Raw genomic sequence first — 17,129 nt, forward strand, 5'->3', positions numbered from 1 at the left:
AATAAAGAGCGACTGCAAAATAAAACCACCTACAGATGTAAGTGGTTTAAATCGCAGAGTAATAGGATTACATTACACGCATTCCTGGCTTAGCCCCTTCATGAGGTTCTAAAATCCACAGCTCTTCACCTCCAGGACCAGCGGCTAAAACCATACCTTCAGACATGCCAAACTTCATCTTGCGTGCTTTCAGGTTTGCCACCATGACAGTGTGTTTTCCAACTAGCTCTTCAGCTTTATAGGCAGATTTGATACCAGCAAATACTTGACGAGTTTCACCGCCAATATCCAGCTGAAGTTTTAATAACTTGTTGGCTTTTGGCACTTCTTCACAAGAGATAATTTTAGCAATGCGTAAATCTACTTTTGCAAAATCATCAAACTCAATTTCATCGGCAATAGGATCTTTACTAAGTTCTGTTTCAGCCGCTTTTTCAACAGCCGCTTTCTCCGCTGCTGCATCTTCTTTTGATGCTTCAACCATGGCTTCCACTTTCTTCGGATCGATGCGATTAAACAAAGCCTTAAACTTAGTAATTTCATGATCGGTTAATGGCTCTGCGATAGCATGCCAAGTCAGCTCTTGATTTAGGAAAGCTTCTGTACGGCTAGCAAGCTCTGGCATTACTGGTTTTAGGTAAGTCATTAATACGCGGAATAAGTTAATTCCCACAGAGCAGATGTCTTGAAGCTGTTGATCTTGACCTTCTTGCTTAGCAACAACCCAAGGTGCTTTTTCATCGACATACTGGTTTGCTTTATCCGCTAATGCGGTGATCTCTCTAATGGCGCGGCTAAACTCGCGGCTTTCGAAAAGTTCTGCAATATTATCAGCAGCAGCAACAAACTCTTGATAAAGCTCTGGTTCAGCGAAATTCGCAGATAACTTGCCGTCAAAGCGTTTGCTAATGAAGCCAGCATTACGTGAGGCTAGGTTAACAATCTTGTTAACCACGTCAGAGTTTACGCGTTGAGTAAAGTCTTCTAGGTTTAGATCCAAATCGTCGATACGGCTATTTAGCTTAGCGGCATAGTAGTAACGCAGACATTCAGGGTCTAGGTGTTCTAGATAAGTCGCAGCCTTGATAAAGGTGCCTTTTGACTTGGACATTTTTGCGCCATTAACCGTCACATAACCATGAACAAACACATTGTTTGGTTTACGGAAACCGGCGCCTTCTAGCATGGCAGGCCAGAATAGGCTGTGGAAATAAACGATATCTTTACCAATAAAGTGGTAAAGCTCTGTCGCACTGTCTTTTTTCCAGTATTCATCAAAATCGAGATCACTACGTTTGTCACATAGGTTTTTAAAAGAACCCATGTAGCCGATAGGCGCGTCTAACCAAACATAGAAAAACTTATTTTTCTCTCCTGGAATTTCGAATCCAAAATAAGGTGCGTCGCGAGAAATATCCCACTGCTGCAATCCTGATTCGAACCACTCTTGCATTTTGTTCGCCGTTTCCGACTGCAATGAACCTGAGCGAGTCCACTCTTTTAGCATGCTTTCAAATTGTGGCAGATCAAAGAAGAAGTGTTCAGAGTCTTTCATTACTGGTGTTGCGCCAGAAACCGCCGACTTAGGATTGATTAAATCCGTTGGGCTATAAGTTTCACCGCAGTTGTCACAGTTATCGCCATACTGTTCTTCAGACTTACATTTAGGGCAAGTTCCCTTTACAAAGCGGTCCGGTAAGAACATCTCTTTTTCTGGATCAAACAGTTGAGAGATAGTACGACTAGTAATAAAGCCGTTCTCTTTTAGGCGAAGATAAATAAGTGATGCCAGCTCACGGTTCTCGTCGCTGTGCGTGCTGTGATAGTTATCGAAGCTAATATCAAAGCCAGCAAAATCCTTTTGGTGTTCTTCACTTACCGCAGCGATCATCTCTTCTGGTGTTATTCCCATCTGCTGTGCTTTTAGCATTATTGGTGTGCCGTGAGCATCGTCTGCACAGATGAAGTTTACCGAGTTGCCTCTTAGTCGCTGATAACGTACCCAAATATCTGCCTGAATATGCTCAAGCATATGTCCTAGGTGGATGGAGCCGTTAGCGTACGGAAGGGCACAAGTTACCAAAAGTTTTCTTGGATCAGTTGCCATACTTAATAATTCGCTTTAGTTGGAAGAAGAAAATAGGAACCAATACTACCTTATGAGCAAGCGTACTCCAAGAAGGGAAAGCGCCAAACTGGGTGAAAAAATAGTTTTCAGATGCTTGAGTCGGCTTTAATCTCCTTAATATATTAATGGTTTTGATCATGTCGTGGTGGTGTTAGCATGGAACACCGTCAACCGTTTACATAAAAGTAGCAGCCCTAAGCTAGGAGTGAGAAACATGGCTACATTTGATTCGAAGCAGACGTTATGTCACTGGTTAAATCAGTTTCAACATCCGTTGTTAATTGAAAACTGGAGTGAGCATGATGGCGTTGTTAAGTTACTTAAAAGTGGTGAGATTTTAATTTCAATTCCCTTTGTATCGAACTCTTTGATGGAGTCATTGCAACATTGGTTAGACAGTCAAGCCGAAGACAGTTCCTCTATCCGCTTGGTCACTGATGTGGTTGCTATGGAGACACAGGTTAAATCAGAGCTGGCAACGGTTAAAAATGTTATCGCGGTTACGTCTGCTAAAGGAGGTGTTGGTAAGTCAACATCTGCCGTGAATTTGGCATTAGCGTTAAAAGCGCAAGGAGCAAGTGTTGGTTTGCTGGATGCGGATATCTATGGTCCGTCTGTTCCTATGATGCTGGGGAAAGAAGATCAAACACCAGATGTTCGTGATAGCCAGTACATGATCCCGATTGAATCTTTTGGTCTACACACTAACTCGATTGGTTACCTTGTTGATAAGTCGGAAGCGGCTATTTGGCGTGGTCCTATGGCATCTAAAGCGTTAGGACAGTTGCTTAATGAAACTGACTGGCCAGAACTTGATTACTTAGTGATTGATATGCCGCCGGGTACGGGCGATGTTCAGTTAACCTTGTCTCAAAACATACCGGTTACTGGCGCAATTATTGTGACGACGCCACAAGATCTTGCATTAGCTGATGTTCGCAAAGGGCTCGCTATGTTTGACAAGGTTGATGTACCAGTATTAGGTATTGTTGAAAATATGAGTTATCACATATGCAGTCATTGTGGTGAGAAAGAACATATTTTTGGTTCCAATGGTGCTGCTAAAATGGCCAAGGAATTTTCAGCAAAATTGCTCGCACAGGTGCCATTACATATCAGTATGCGAGAGGATATTGATAAAGGAAAACCAACAGTGGTATCTCGTCCAGATAGTGAGCATTCACATATATATATGGCATTAGCGGAGCAAATAGCTAGCCAATTATTTTGGACAGGAAAAGCGAAGCCAGTCAGGATACCTTTAACCGACCTTAGTTAATGATGAAATAGAACAGAGTGCGGCTAAACATTCGGCCCCTCTGTTGTTCCATCTCTCTGCAATCTTTTTCTACTATTCTCTATTTCTATTATTCTCTACTTCTACTACTAAAAACCTGTAAAGACGGCGGTCATAGAGAGTTATTATGGATGTATATGTCCATAATGATTGTCTATTTTGGCACTTTTTCTCTTTTAGTATTTCTCATACTATCTGTTGCAAAGGCAATTCGCGCATAACGGCATTTATAAAACTGAGCGCGCTATTTTTAAAATTGTAACTAGGAGAGCAAGGTGTCTCATCAAATTATTCAAGATCTTAATAATCGCTATACCGCTAAAAAATATGACGCAGAAAAACGTATTTCAGCAGACGATATGAATGTGATTAAGGAGGCGATTCGTTTATCTGCTTCTTCTATTAATTCTCAACCATGGAAATTTATTATCATTGAAAGTGATGCGGCTAAACAGCGTTTTCACGACACGTTTGCTAACAAGCATCAGTTTAATCAACCACATGCTAAAGAAGCGTCGCATACCATTTTGTTCGCTCATAATCCTCGTTTTGATAAAGAGCAGTATAAGAGAGTGGTTGATGCAGAAGTAACCTCAGGTCACTTACCACAAGATATGTTCGACACCATGTTAAACGGTGCATTTACTTTTGTTGAAGCCAACACAGATGAGAGTGGCTTTAACGGCAACTGGACTAAATCTCAGACTTATATTGCATTAGGTAACACCATGCATGTGCTGGCTAGGCTGGGTATTGACTCTACTCCAATGGAAGGTGTTGACTCTGAGCTGATTGGCGAAATTTTTAAAGATGAGCTAGATGGCTATGTGTGTGACGTGGCACTAGCCATGGGTTACCACAAAGATGAGCAAGATTATAACCATGGTTTGCCAAAAGCGCGTTTAGCGATGGACGATGTAATTACCGTGCTATAAATATCAATTTACAGTGGCAAATTATTCTTTAGCTGCAAGCTAAATGAAAAGGTTAGGTTTTAGTGGCTTTAGCTTCAAACCTAGCCTTTTTTACTTGTCGTATAAATACGACTATTACAGCAATAACAAAAGGTAGCACATAAAGATTTAGTTTCTGCCAGCCGATGGTTGACTCTAGCCAACCAGAAAGCAGCGCGGTAACGGTAACGCAACTAAAGACACAAAACTCATTAAAGGCCTGAGCTTTTGACTTGTTATGTACCGAATACGATTGGCTGAATAATCCTGTTGCGGCAATGAACATAAAGTTCCAGCCGACTCCTAGTAGTACCAGTGCGGTCTTAAAATGCCAAATTGACTGACCATGGATATTAATGGCAACACAACAGACAAACAGAATGCCGCCCATCAGTATCATGGTTCTGGCACCATATTTTTCAATCAGCCTACCCGTAAAAAAGGCGGGCACATACATGCCAAGTACGTGCCATTCGATGACCCCTGCTGCTTTAGTAAAACTAAAACCGCAGCCAATCATCGCTAATGGTGTAGCGGTCATCAGGATATTCATTACTGCATAGGAAACGATGGCAGCGAATACCGCAACGAGAAAATTTGGCTGGAGGATGATCGTTTTTAGATCATCCGGTTTTTCGTTGCTGTGTTCTTTATGTTGTTTGGGAAAATTAATGGTTTGTAGAACCGCTAAAGCGATGATGTTTAATAGAACCAAACAGGCAAATGCGCCGACATAGAGTCCATTATCTGACCAGTTTTGCGAGTAGATAGCGAGGTTTGGTCCCAGCATGGCGGCAAGGACTCCGCCAGCCATAGAGATAGAAATCGCTCTATGTCGCGCACTTTGATCACAGACTTCAATCGCGGCAAAACGGTATAGGGTTCCAAAGCCGATGCCGATACCTAATAAGAAAGTGGCGCAACAAAATAGAAAGAAGTTTTGGTTCATCAGAGAATAGGTGGCTAATGAAGCACCGGAAATGCCAACAAGATTACCGATACTAAACCCGCGTTTTCGACCTATTTTTCCCATGATCAATGAGGCTGGAATGGTTGCGGCCATTAGCCCTAAAAACTGTAGAGCAACGGGTAGGGTTATCAAGCTTGGGCTTGGGGATATCTCTTTACCAATTAAACCGATAACAGAAACAAGCAATATGTTTCCCGTCATTAATAGAGCTTGGCAAAGTGATAAAAGCCAGACATTACGATTCATCGAAATCCTTTTTGCTTTGTTATCCCGAACTAAGGTGAAGTAATAACTATACGTATTCGTAAATGTATTCTTATTCACTTATAATCGGTTTATGCATTAATAACCACACTTTTTTTATATTGGTACTAGAATATAGGCAAGTGACCTTAAGGTGCAGGACTCACAGTGGTATCAATGGGTTCAATGGAAGAAGGTGAGTTTAATGAAAGAAAGTGGCTTCAGCTCAAAAGAGATAACGGAAAGCCTTTTCGACATTTTAGTTAAATAGAGAGTGTATGACGATCCAGACAGGTAGCTTTGACAATTTAGACCACGCTCAAGCTAATAATCTAGAAAATGAGTTGCTGGCGGCAATAGCCCGCAGCGCTGAAGATCTCACCACAGGTAGAGGATGGCCAGAAGGCGTTAACGCACTTTTGCAAGATCTTGGCAAAATCACCAAAGTAAGCCGTGTATGGATATTTCAAACTCTCGAGTTGCAAGCGCAATTTGTTCTGCAGGATTATGTATTTGAGTGGGCGTCAGACGAGAAATATGTGCAGATCGGTTTACCCAGCTTTAATCGCTTTAAGTCCAATAGAAATGAGCCAGAATATCAATCGTTAATCGAAAGTCGGATGCGAGGTGAATATCAAGATGTCACCACAAGTCTGTTACCTGATACCTGGCTAAAAACCTATCTAGAAGGTCAGCGGATTTTATCTATGCTCACTATTCCGATATTCGTGGAGAATAAGTGGTGGGGAACATTAGGTTTTGATGATTGCGAGCGAGACTATCAGTGGTCGGCTAGTGAAATTGCGTTATTGCGAACCGCCAGTTTTCTGATTTCTGGTGCGGTATTACGGGACAGTCTTAGTGCGAAGACAAGACAACTTGAGGTATTAAAGAAAATCACCGCTTTTAGTGCGTGGGAACTGGATATTCGTAGGGGACATTTATGGTGTACTTCAGAGCTGTTAAGCCGTACTCCAGAGAAACACCATAACTTACAGTTCTCCTTTAGACAGTGGCTGAGATTGATACACCCTGACTACAGATGTGTATTTTTTGATGCTATTCGTCAATTTATTCGCTCAGGAAGTGACTCGTTTCAATGTGATTTAAAAATAGCCACGGAGAGCCGAGATGAGCGTTGGGTAGAAGTGTCGGCAACGGTGGATAAGAATCCACAGAAAAAAGGGGATTTTATCGCCGGAATATTGCTGGACATCACTCAACGAAAAGAAGAAGAAGAGCGATTACGGTATGAAGCCTCGACGGATCCATTGACTGGTGTTCTAAACCGCAGAAAGATAGATTCACTCATTTATCAACATATCCTTGAATACAGGAAAAATAAGCACTCTTTCTCTCTTATCTTTATGGATTTAGACTACTTTAAGCGTATCAACGATAATTACGGACATCATGTTGGTGACAAGGTGCTGTGTCATTTTACGCAGTTGTGCCAACAGGTGCTTAGAAGTGTGGATTACTTAGCGCGTATTGGTGGGGAAGAGTTTGCTATTTTGCTGCCAAATACCAATGAAGCGGATGCCTTTGCTATTGGCGATAGAATTCGTAGCAATTTACAAAGGCGTCCTTATCTGTCTGATAACGAAGAGATACCTTATTCTGTTTCCGTTGGCTGTTTTACTGTGCGAGATGAACGGCTGGATCAGCAGGAGATATTTAAACGTGCTGATGAAGCTCTTTATCTGGCGAAACAGTCGGGGCGTAACCAAGTTAAGGTGAGCTAACGCTTGTGTCCCGATGATAAGTCGGTAGAATCAGCAAAAATTTTTAATCTTATAGTGCTATGTCTAAACTTGATTTGCATCGTCGTGACTATGTATCCATTCTCGGTGATGGAATCACCTCAGAACAACTGCAACAAACTTTATCTGGTAAGTTCCAGCCCGTTCACAACAAGTTAACGCCAAGTCCTTTTTTAACAGAAAAGAATCTTGAACGGCGCTGGCAAGTGTTGGATAACTTACCAGCAAAAGCAGAGCTGCTTGATCCTCATACGCAACAGCAAACTGACGCTTATTACAGAAACATCGAGCATTTTATTGGAACGGTGAAAGTTCCTGTCGGGCTTGCTGGGCCTTTAAGAGTAAATGGTCTATTCGCCAAAGACGACTTTTTGGTTCCATTGGCAACGACTGAGGCGGCGTTAGTGGCCTCTTATAATCGTGGGGCGAAACTGTTAACTGAAGCGGGTGGTGTGAGCGCTATGTTGCTCAATGAGGGAGTAACGAGAACTCCCGGTTTTGCTTTTTATGGGTTAGCAGAAGCGGGACAATTTGTTGCTTGGGCCGTTAATCAATATGATCAATTTAAGCAGATTGCCGAGTCCACAACATCACACGGTAAACTAACCGATGTCAATATCAATATTGAAGGCAATCATGTTTACTTAGTCTTCGAATTTTTGACCGGTGATGCCTCAGGGCAAAACATGGTGACCATCGCCACCAACGCGGTATTTGAGTTTATTTTGGCGAATACGCCAGTGGAGCCAGAGTACGCATTCTTGGATGGAAACTTGTCGGGTGATAAAAAAGCCAATAGCCAAACGTTGCGAAGTGTACGCGGCAAAAAAGTGACTGCTGAAGCCCATATTCCAGCTAAATTAATCCAAAAATATCTTCATACCACGCCGGAAAAAATGATGCAGTTTGGTCTGATGACCACCGTTGGTGGTGCACTAAGTGGCACAATTGGTATTAACGCACACTATGCTAATGCGCTCGCCGCTTTTTATATAGCGTGTGGTCAAGATGCGGCGTGTGTAGCGGAATCTGCTATAGGCATGACGCGAATGGAAGTGGATCGCAATGGTGATCTATACGCCAGCGTGACTTTACCTAACTTAATGGTGGGGTCTGTAGGTGGTGGAACGGGGTTACCAAGCCAGAAAGCGTGTTTAGAATTGATGGGCTTATATGGCCAAGGAAAGTCACAAGCGTTAGCAGAAGTATGTGCTGCACTCTGTTTGGCTGGTGAGTTATCAATAGTAGGAGCATTCTGTGCTGGACACTTTTCACGCGCTCATCATAAATTAGCGAGAAAAAGCTGAAATCTCTTGATACAAATCCTAGTAACTCGCTATCGAAGGCCTTATAATCGGGCGGTTTATTCAACCATCACCAAGTGCGAATCATGTCTGAAAATAATCAATGCGTCATTGTCGGCATAGCCGGCGCATCGGCTTCTGGAAAAAGTTTAATCGCCAGTACTATTTATGGAGAGTTGCTTGAAAAAGTAGGTGACCATCAAATAGGTGTCATTACGGAAGATTGCTACTATCAAGATCAAAGTCATCTAAGCATGGATGAACGCGTCAAAACCAACTATGACCATCCAAGTGCACTGGATCATGACTTACTCTGCCAACATCTTGAACAACTTATTGCAGGTAATTCAGTTGAAGTGCCGGAGTACAGCTATACCGATCATACTCGTACCGATAATACGGTGACGATGACTCCTAAAAAAGTGATTATTTTAGAAGGTATTTTGTTGTTAACTGATCCACGTTTACGTGACTTGATGCATGCATCGATCTTTATGGATACACCGTTGGATATCTGTTTATTGCGTCGTGTGACTCGCGATGTACAAGAGCGTGGTAGAACAATGGAGTCGGTACTGAAGCAGTATCAGAAAACAGTACGTCCAATGTTTATGCAGTTTATCGAGCCGTCTAAACAATATGCAGACATTATTGTTCCTCGTGGTGGTAAAAATAGAATTGCTATAGATGTGCTAAAAGCGCATATCGCTAAGTTGCTTAAGTCTTAATTGAACGGCAGTTTCGATTGATTTTTTGTCAATTAAGATAAAAAAGTACAATACCTTATTGAAAAAATGGCACTTTATGTGCCATTTTTAGTCTTAGTAGTTTGATTCGTTATAGCAATTACAACTCTTCAGCTATACGTTATTTTCATTTAGCAGGGATAAAACAATGAAAAAACTGTTTCTCATTATAGGCATTCCTGTATTAGCGGTGGTTATCGCTATTGCAGCCCTTCTTTTATTTGTCGACCCCAATCAGTTCAAGCCTCTTATTGTAGAGCAAACCAAGAAACAAACTGGACTGGATTTGGTGATTGAAGGGGATATAGGTTGGCGATTTTTTCCATCTGTTGGTTTGTCACTAGGTCAAACTGAATTAAAAAACCCGCAAGGGTTTAGCAATGACAATCTATTAAAAATCAGCGAGATTGGCGTCGATGTTTCGGTACTTCCGCTATTTAGCCAGCAACTGATGATCGGTAATGTGGCATTGGATGGCGCAGAAATTTATTTAGAGACTTTAAAAGATGGACGAAGCAATTTAGATGCCTTGAGCAATAAATCGTCCGAGACAGCTAGCAGCACAAATGCTGCTGAGCCGAAAGTAGAGTCTGCACCAGCTGAAGCGGCAAAGAGCACAGATACTGTGGCTAATACCCAGCAGTGGGATATTAACTTGGCCGGTATTTCCATTACCAATGCTTTACTCGAAATAACCGATGACGCAAAAGGCAGTCATACCAAGTTATATGATGTTGGTCTATCTGTGTCTGAGTTTGTATTTGATCAGTGGACGACGGTTAATTTTGAAGCGAAAGGCAATAATAACGAGCAATCTTTTACCGCGAAAGGATTGGCTGAATTTACCTTATCCAAAGACTTGGCCAATTATCAACTAAGAAACATCGCTTTTGATGCCACATTTGAGGATCCAACTACATCGATTTCCAATGCTTCTATTCACTTAGATACTTTTGTATTCGATCAAGTCAATAAGTTGAAACTGGCAGTGAAAGGTAAGGCGGCTGAGTTAGATATTGATATGTCGTTAACGTCCGACCTTATGATTGATAAGGCGATAAGCGGAGTACTTCTGGAAAACATGCAGCTAAATACGGAGCTAAAAGGGGCATCATTGCCGCAGTCTCCAATGAAGATTGTTGGTGAGTCTACTTTTAGCTTTGATTTGAACAAGCAGTTTATTGCCTTGACGTTGAACAAATTGGCTTTAAATGCCATTCAGCTAGATGGCAGTGCGACAGTACAATTGGCGACGATTGCTAAAGTTCGATTTTCGCTTCATAGCCCAGAGATTGATTTAGATGCGTTTTTAGGTTTAAACAAAACCGCCTCTCAACCTGCACCAACAGATAGTGGTAGTGGCAGTGGTCAAAAAGAGGGGGGAGCAACTGCACCGAAACAAGAAGTCGAACCGGATTTATCGGCACTTAAAACCCTAGATATTCAGGGTAAAGTGACCATAGATAAGTTTAAAGCGAATAATGTGCGTATGCAGAAGGTTACGACTTCGTTCGCTGTTGATCGTGGTGTTGTAGATTTAAACTCTTTCACTTCCAACTTATATCAAGGTTCGATTTCGGCATCAGCACAGTTAGATGCTCGTAAGTCACCCGCCAGTTACTGGGCAAAGAAAAAAATAGTGGGTGTACAAGTACAACCTCTATTAAAAGACGCAGTGGATAACAACATGGTGGAAGGTACCGGGAATATTGATGTCAATGTGAAAGGTATGAGTTTGACGCCAACTGGGCTGAAGAAGAATTTAGCCGGTGTGGTCAAAATTAACTTTGCGGATGGTGCGGTAAATGGCATCAATATTGCGCAGATCATTCGCGTTAATTACGCCAAGATCAAAGGAGAGACGGTTGAACAAAGTGCTCAAGAGTCTCAAAAAACAGACTTTAGTGCGATGAAAGCAACGTTGAAGCTATCTAAAGGGCAGATGACCACGAATGATCTAACGGTTTCTTCTCCTCTACTTCGTGTTCATGGTGAGGGTAAGGTCAACTATATTGAAGAGACCATGGACATGAACTTGGATACCTCTCTCGTCGGCTCGTTAGAAGGGCAAGGCGGTAAGGATATTAACGAGCTAAAAGACATTACTATTCCTGTTCATCTATATGGTCAATGGGCCAAGCCACAATATGAAATAGAGTTTGATAAGTTGTGGAAGAAATTAGAGAAAGAGAAGAAGAAGCAGCTAGAGAAAAAAGCAGAAAAAGAGCTGAATAAACTTCTGGATGATAAAATTAAAGATGACAGTACCAAGCAGCTGTTAAAAAGCTTATTTAACTAAGCCGCTGTCATTTGGTTATTTAAAGGAGCAGAAATGCTCCTTTACTATTTTGGAACAGATATTGGAATAAGTACTGAAAATGAGTCAGTTGACCGAAAAGCAGAAGCGTGCGATAGCACTTTTTAAAGAGAACCTTCACCTTCCCGGTGGTGGTTTCCACACACTTATTATTGAGCTTTGCAAACAGTATCAATTACCGTTTCAAGCAGTACGAAAGGTACTCAAAACGTCACAAAAGAGAGTAGAACAAAAGATTGCTAATGATTTTGTTCACGTTGAGCAGGACGATTTGACGAAAGAGAGCTGGTTGATGTTAATTAATCAACAGCTGGAACTGTTGGCAAAAGAGAATAAGCCGGTCATGGAGAGTTTGACCACAAGTGAAGAGTATCTACTTTTTATTACCAACATTAAGACTCCGGTAGAACATCAAGAGCAGCAGGATCAGTTGGAAGAGAGTCTGGCTGACTTGTATCAAAAATTTGTTTATAAGCCTCTCTCAGCCATGCTGCACACGTCAACTCTCTACTGGAAGCTTAAGGGTGAACTGGATGAGATGACAGAACAACAACGCGAGTTCTTTTGTGACTATCCAGATTATATGGTTGCCATTGAACATCTATGGCAACTGAAAGCTCAAATTAAATCATCGCTGTAGACGTTAGGCAGACGCATTATATGAACAACGCTAAACAACACTCTAGAACGCCGGCTGCTAAAGTGGGCTCAGCAAATTGTAAAATTGTCACTATTAGTAATAACGTTGGATTGCATCCCCGTAATAAACATATAGGACGTTATGACTTTGTTGCTTTGGTTAAATCGCTACCTGCCTTAAAGTCGCACCTGATCAAAAATCCTAAAGGGGACTGGAGCATCAATTTCTCCGATCCTGTTGCGGTTAAATTGCTCAATAAAGCGTTACTCTCTCATTTTTATCAGCTGACAACTTGGGATATACCGGACAATTATCTTTGTCCTCCTATACCCGGTCGAGCCGATTATGTTCATAGGCTGGCGGATCTATTAATCAGTGAGTGTGAAGATATAAAACACTCATTGGTTAAAGCGCTGGATATTGGGGTAGGGGCTAACTGTGTTTATCCGATTGTTGGAGCCGTGGATTATGGCTGGCGTTATGTTTCCAGTGATGTGGATCCTGTTTCCGTCAAGGTTGTTAATTCCATAGTCAAAAGCAATAGGGTACTTAAGGGGAAGGTTGAATGCCGTTTGCAAAGTAACAGTCGTCACCTGTTTACTAATATTATCCAGCCGAATGAGTTTTATGACATCACCATGTGCAACCCTCCTTTTCATAAGTCGTTACAAGAAGCGCAACAAGGTACTAAGCGAAAGCTGGTTAATTTAGCGGCTAACCGGGTTAAGCGTGGTAAACAGGGGGCACAACAGAACAATCCTAAGTCGGGGCTCAACTTTGGTGGTCAGCAAGCTGAATTATGGTGCGCTGGTGGAGAAGCTGCATTTATTAAAAATATGGCGTTTGAAAGCAAACAGTTTGCTGAGCAGGTGCTCTGGTTTTCTACCTTAGTGTCCAAAAAAGATAATGTCAGAGGTATGAAGAAAAACTTACAAAAAGTAGCCGCAAAAGAGATACAAATAGTTGAGATGAGCCAAGGTCAGAAAGTCAGTCGCTTTATTGCTTGGACCTTTAAAGATACGGCGGATCGAAAAAAATGGTTTGAAGAAAAGAAGTGATAATTGTCCGTTAATCAAGTCATGTTAAAGCGCCAAACGGAAGCTAAAACAGATCAGTCTTAAAATCTTAGTTTTTACTCACGTCGATAATTATGTGATCTCAATCAACTTTTATCTGTCGCTCGAAGAGTAATTTTGAAAAACGGCTGTTTTAAGAGCAATAGTGTGATGAAAAGGATAATTTTTATAAGAGATATGCTGGGATTGGTATTGATTGTCTCTATTGTTATGGTTGGACTTGGTATCTTGCTAGATGTACTGGCGATTTTTGCTTACTTTGACCATGAAGAGATGATTATGAGGTTATTTTTTCATGAATCTTTGTATTTATTTGTTTTCTTGATTCCTCCCTACTTTATTGCAAAGTACATTAACACTTCCGAATTAATTGCTGCTATCAATGAGTATCGATTAATGAAAAATAGAAGCGAGCGATAGTTTACTAGGGTCTGTTGACCTTTCGCGACTATTTTTGCAGCAGTTTGTTGGTGCTTTATACAAGGCAGCGCCTGTGAAGTGTAGCCATCTACACAAATCAGGTGATAACGCAGTAGAAAGTGCCAACAAACGCTGCCCGAAGGGTTCATCTGAAAACGTCTTGAGCTGTGTTATGAGTTGTTTACATAGAATAACTATGCTGCTCTCCTAATGCCTTGCTCAAACCGCTTTCAGATTGAACAAAATCTGTTCTTGAAAGATCAACAGACCCTAGATACTTTCCAGTAAACGGGATCAAAGAGGTGAATCACGTTCACCTCTGTATCAGATAACCTGTTACCTTGCGTATTACCAGTCCACCCCTTTAAGGGCTTTTACGCCAGACTCAAATGCGTGTTTAACGTTTTTAACCTCAGACACTGTATCTGCGGCTTCAATTAACGATCGGTGTGCTGCGCGGCCTGTAATGATGACTGACTGCATATGAGGACGAGCATCGAGTGCGGCAAGAACCTCTTCTAACTCTATATAGCCATAGTTAACCATATAGGTGAGTTCATCAAAGAGAACAACATCAATAGAGGGGTCGCTGAGCATGCGTTTACATTGTTGCCAAACCAGTTGTGCAGCTTGAGTGTCGGTCTCTTTATTTTGTGTTTCCCAGGTAAAACCGGTCGCCATAACTTGAAACTCAACTCCCAGTTTTTCTAAAAGGTTTCGCTCTCCGTTATCCCATGTACCTTTAATAAATTGAGCCACAGAGCAACGTAACTCATGACCAACCGCTCGTGCAATGGTGCCAAAGCCTGAAGTAGACTTTCCTTTGCCATTGCCTGTAATCACAATAAGTAGCCCTTTTTCTTGCTGAGCGGCTTCAATTTTTGCGTCTACTTTCTGTTTTACTTTTTGCTGTCGTTCTTTATGGCGTGTCTCTTTCATTTCCTGCGAAGACATACATATCCTTTTTGATGGTCTAAGGTGATATTGACTGTCGTTCAATAAATTTTCGCTGAACAAGCATTTTGAGGTTAGTTGAGTATAATTGAAGTATAGTTGAGTAAAAACCACGAATTGATAATGGTTACTTTAGCTAAGGTGAACCCAATGAAAAAAGTGTTGATTATTTGCATGGGTAATATCTGTCGTTCTCCAACAGGAGAGGCGGTACTTAAAGCCATTGCAGCCCAAAAAAATGTGGCAATAGAAGTTGATTCAGCAGGCACCATTGACTATCACGTTGGGGACGCTCCTGACTCACGGGCTAAGGCGGCAGGCGAGAAGCGTGGCTATTCATTTGCTGGAATTACGTCTAGGCAAGTCTGCTTAGAGGATTTTGCCTATTTCGACCTGATACTGGCCGCAGACAATGACAATATTAGTGAGTTAATGAAGATCTGTCCCGATGAATATGCTCATAAAGTTAAGCTATTTTTGAGTTACTCACAGTCGGCCTATAATGAAATACCAGACCCATACTATGGTGGTAATTCGGGTTTTGAATTAGTGTTAGATCTTATAGAAGATGCCAGCCAGCATCTTTTGGATAAGCTGAAATAGTAAAGCTTAGCTTGTTTGATAGAGTTGAAGAATATAAAAAAACCAGTTCATGATGAACTGGTTTTTTAGTGTCAAAGTAATGATACTTGTTTTGGTTGATTAACCCGCTAGTACGTCGGTTGCAACCTTGTAGCTTGGATCTTCTTTCACGTTGATTTCAACCAAGCTGCCTGCTTTTTCAAGTAGGGTACGACAGTCTGGGCTCAAGTGACGAAGGTGCAGAGTTTTGCCTAGTGCAGTATAGCGTTCTGCTAAGGTCTCAATCGCTTCAATCGCTGAGTGGTCTGCAACACGCGAGTTACCAAAATCAACAATAACGTCATTTGGATCGTTCTTGGCATCAAATAACTCTAAGAAGTTTGCAGCAGAACCAAAAAAGATAGGGCCATTAACATGGTACTCTTTAGAGCCTTCTTTATTCATTTGGCTGCTCGCATAAATGTGCTTAGCATGCTGCCATGCAAACATTAATGCAGAAGTAATGACACCAACAGCAACAGCAACGGCTAAGTCAGTTAACACAGTCACAACTGTAACCAGAACAATAACGAAGAAGTCTTGCTTAGGTACACGGCGTGCGAGCTTGAAGGTTGCCCATTCAAAGGTCCCGATAACCACCATAAACATAACACCAACTAGCGCAGCGAGTGGAATCATCTCAATTAGCGATGAGGCAAACAAAATGAATGACAACAGCGCTAATGCTGCAACGATACCAGAAAGTCGACCACGACCACCTGAGTTCACGTTTATCATTGACTGACCAATCATGGCACAACCGCCCATGGCGCCAAAGAAAGAACAGGTAACGTTAGCAATACCTTGACCAACACATTCGCGGTTCGCTTGACCACGAGAGTTTGTCATTTCATCAATGACCGTTAAAGTCAGTAGAGATTCGATAAGACCTACCGCCGCAAGAATGATGGCGTAAGGTAGGATAATTTGTAGCGTTTCTAAACTGAATGGCACAAACGGGATTGAAAACGTGGGTAAGCTACCAGCAAGAGTGGCGGCTTCGTCACCAGACATGGTGCGAAGGAAGTCAACAACAGTGCGGGTTTCTAAGCCAAGCAGTTGCACAATGAGTGTTACCGATACGATGGCAACCAGAGATGAAGGCACTGCTGTGGTAAATTTTGGAAGAAAATGGATGATTGCCATTGTTAAGCCGATTAAACCAAGCATGATCAGCATTTGACCTTGTGGCAGCCAAGTGACAATACCATTAAGGTCTGGGGCTTTAAACTGACCCAACTGAGCTAAGAAGATAACAATCGCTAAGCCGTTTACAAATCCTATCATCACAGGATGCGGCACCATACGGATGAATTTACCGAGCTTAAACACCCCAGCGGATATTTGCAGTACACCAGCCAGTAATATTGCGGCAAATAGGTACTGTATGCCATGAGTCGCGACAAGACTAACCATAACGACGGCCATCGCGCCTGTAGCACCAGAAATCATACCTGGGCGACCACCAAAAATAGAGGTAATCAAGCCGACGATAAACGCCGCATATAAGCCAACCATAGGGTCAACACCTGCAACAAAAGCAAATGCGACGGCTTCTGGTACCAAAGCAAGTGCTACAGTAAGGCCTGATAAGATATCATTCTTGGCAGAATGACTAGAAAATTGAGGAAATTCAAACATGTTGGCTCTTTCTAATAAGATAAAGACGCAATACCAATCTTTAATTGAAGCTAAAG

The 17,129-nt window shown here is 41.9% G+C and carries 14 protein-coding genes; 10 read left to right on the forward strand and 4 right to left on the reverse strand.

Annotated features, from left to right (window positions below; translation table 11 throughout):
• Positions 1-67: 67 nt before the first annotated feature.
• Positions 68-2,107, reverse strand: a complete 2,040-nt coding sequence (metG, locus tag CHJ_RS04630) for a methionine--tRNA ligase (RefSeq protein WP_317916998.1) — start codon at positions 2,105-2,107, stop codon at positions 68-70.
• A 235-nt stretch (positions 2,108-2,342) separates the two neighbouring features.
• Here metG and apbC point away from each other — a divergent pair, with 235 nt between their 5' ends.
• Together apbC and CHJ_RS04640 are read left to right on the forward strand one after the other, a co-directional pair.
• Positions 2,343-3,407: an iron-sulfur cluster carrier protein ApbC gene (apbC, locus tag CHJ_RS04635; RefSeq protein ID WP_171752924.1), complete on the forward strand. Its 1,065-nt coding sequence runs from the start codon at positions 2,343-2,345 to the stop codon at positions 3,405-3,407.
• Between the two features lie 293 nt (positions 3,408-3,700).
• The gene (locus tag CHJ_RS04640) at positions 3,701-4,360 is read left to right on the forward strand and encodes an NAD(P)H-dependent oxidoreductase (protein WP_171752923.1); all 660 of its coding nucleotides are present in this window, start codon (positions 3,701-3,703) and stop codon (positions 4,358-4,360) included.
• A 52-nt stretch (positions 4,361-4,412) separates the two neighbouring features.
• Here the strand turns inward: CHJ_RS04640 and CHJ_RS04645 are convergent, their stop codons facing one another.
• On the reverse strand, positions 4,413-5,594 hold the full coding sequence (locus CHJ_RS04645) for an MFS transporter (RefSeq protein WP_317916999.1): 1,182 nt from the start codon (positions 5,592-5,594) through the stop codon (positions 4,413-4,415).
• Between the two features lie 275 nt (positions 5,595-5,869).
• On the opposite strand from CHJ_RS04645, the gene CHJ_RS04650 reads away from it, so the two are divergent.
• The 7 genes from CHJ_RS04650 to CHJ_RS04680 all read left to right on the forward strand — a co-directional run bounded on the left by CHJ_RS04650 (position 5,870) and on the right by CHJ_RS04680 (position 13,857).
• Positions 5,870-7,336 carry a diguanylate cyclase gene (locus tag CHJ_RS04650; RefSeq protein WP_317917000.1) on the forward strand — a complete coding sequence of 489 codons (1,467 nt, stop codon included), beginning with the start codon at positions 5,870-5,872 and terminating at the stop codon, positions 7,334-7,336.
• A gap of 59 nt (positions 7,337-7,395) precedes the next feature.
• Positions 7,396-8,661 (forward strand): hydroxymethylglutaryl-CoA reductase, encoded by a 1,266-nt coding sequence (locus CHJ_RS04655; protein ID WP_171752920.1) that lies wholly within the window; start codon positions 7,396-7,398, stop codon positions 8,659-8,661.
• An 83-nt stretch (positions 8,662-8,744) separates the two neighbouring features.
• Positions 8,745-9,386 carry a uridine kinase gene (udk, locus tag CHJ_RS04660; RefSeq protein WP_171752919.1) on the forward strand — a complete coding sequence of 214 codons (642 nt, stop codon included), beginning with the start codon at positions 8,745-8,747 and terminating at the stop codon, positions 9,384-9,386.
• A 166-nt stretch (positions 9,387-9,552) separates the two neighbouring features.
• Entirely contained in the window at positions 9,553-11,703 is a 2,151-nt protein-coding gene (locus CHJ_RS04665; protein ID WP_317917001.1) for an AsmA family protein, read from the forward strand.
• 79 nt (positions 11,704-11,782) lie between these two features.
• Entirely contained in the window at positions 11,783-12,361 is a 579-nt protein-coding gene (locus CHJ_RS04670; protein ID WP_317917002.1) for a hypothetical protein, read from the forward strand.
• A 20-nt stretch (positions 12,362-12,381) separates the two neighbouring features.
• The gene (gene rlmF / locus CHJ_RS04675) at positions 12,382-13,419 is read left to right on the forward strand and encodes a 23S rRNA (adenine(1618)-N(6))-methyltransferase RlmF (RefSeq protein ID WP_317917003.1); all 1,038 of its coding nucleotides are present in this window, start codon (positions 12,382-12,384) and stop codon (positions 13,417-13,419) included.
• A 135-nt stretch (positions 13,420-13,554) separates the two neighbouring features.
• The gene (locus CHJ_RS04680) at positions 13,555-13,857 is read left to right on the forward strand and encodes a D-fructose-6-phosphate amidotransferase (RefSeq protein ID WP_317917004.1); all 303 of its coding nucleotides are present in this window, start codon (positions 13,555-13,557) and stop codon (positions 13,855-13,857) included.
• A gap of 348 nt (positions 13,858-14,205) precedes the next feature.
• Here CHJ_RS04680 and cobO read toward each other — a convergent pair whose 3' ends face one another.
• The gene (gene cobO / locus CHJ_RS04685) at positions 14,206-14,811 is read right to left on the reverse strand and encodes a cob(I)yrinic acid a,c-diamide adenosyltransferase (protein WP_317917005.1); all 606 of its coding nucleotides are present in this window, start codon (positions 14,809-14,811) and stop codon (positions 14,206-14,208) included.
• 150 nt (positions 14,812-14,961) lie between these two features.
• On the opposite strand from cobO, the gene CHJ_RS04690 reads away from it, so the two are divergent.
• On the forward strand, positions 14,962-15,414 hold the full coding sequence (locus CHJ_RS04690) for a low molecular weight protein-tyrosine-phosphatase (RefSeq protein ID WP_171752913.1): 453 nt from the start codon (positions 14,962-14,964) through the stop codon (positions 15,412-15,414).
• Positions 15,415-15,513: 99 nt separating this feature from the next.
• Here CHJ_RS04690 and CHJ_RS04695 read toward each other — a convergent pair whose 3' ends face one another.
• Positions 15,514-17,073 (reverse strand): SulP family inorganic anion transporter, encoded by a 1,560-nt coding sequence (locus tag CHJ_RS04695; protein WP_171752912.1) that lies wholly within the window; start codon positions 17,071-17,073, stop codon positions 15,514-15,516.
• Between the last annotated feature and the right edge of the window lie 56 nt (positions 17,074-17,129).

This window comes from Vibrio sp. MACH09 (assembly GCF_033238805.1).
Lineage (GTDB): Bacteria > Pseudomonadota > Gammaproteobacteria > Enterobacterales > Vibrionaceae > Vibrio.

What these genes read in the sequence shown, in the direction of transcription:
- metG (WP_317916998.1), bottom strand. Translation starts at nt 2,107, where the DNA reads ATGGCAACTGATCCAAGAAAACTTTTGGTAACTTGTGCCCTTCCGTAC.
- apbC (WP_171752924.1), top strand. Translation starts at nt 2,343, where the DNA reads ATGGCTACATTTGATTCGAAGCAGACGTTATGTCACTGGTTAAATCAG.
- CHJ_RS04645 (WP_317916999.1), bottom strand. Translation starts at nt 5,594, where the DNA reads ATGAATCGTAATGTCTGGCTTTTATCACTTTGCCAAGCTCTATTAATG.
- CHJ_RS04650 (WP_317917000.1), top strand. Translation starts at nt 5,870, where the DNA reads ATGACGATCCAGACAGGTAGCTTTGACAATTTAGACCACGCTCAAGCT.
- CHJ_RS04655 (WP_171752920.1), top strand. Translation starts at nt 7,396, where the DNA reads ATGTCTAAACTTGATTTGCATCGTCGTGACTATGTATCCATTCTCGGT.
- udk (WP_171752919.1), top strand. Translation starts at nt 8,745, where the DNA reads ATGTCTGAAAATAATCAATGCGTCATTGTCGGCATAGCCGGCGCATCG.
- CHJ_RS04665 (WP_317917001.1), top strand. Translation starts at nt 9,553, where the DNA reads ATGAAAAAACTGTTTCTCATTATAGGCATTCCTGTATTAGCGGTGGTT.
- CHJ_RS04670 (WP_317917002.1), top strand. Translation starts at nt 11,783, where the DNA reads ATGAGTCAGTTGACCGAAAAGCAGAAGCGTGCGATAGCACTTTTTAAA.
- rlmF (WP_317917003.1), top strand. Translation starts at nt 12,382, where the DNA reads ATGAACAACGCTAAACAACACTCTAGAACGCCGGCTGCTAAAGTGGGC.
- cobO (WP_317917005.1), bottom strand. Translation starts at nt 14,811, where the DNA reads ATGTCTTCGCAGGAAATGAAAGAGACACGCCATAAAGAACGACAGCAA.
- CHJ_RS04690 (WP_171752913.1), top strand. Translation starts at nt 14,962, where the DNA reads ATGAAAAAAGTGTTGATTATTTGCATGGGTAATATCTGTCGTTCTCCA.
- CHJ_RS04695 (WP_171752912.1), bottom strand. Translation starts at nt 17,073, where the DNA reads ATGTTTGAATTTCCTCAATTTTCTAGTCATTCTGCCAAGAATGATATC.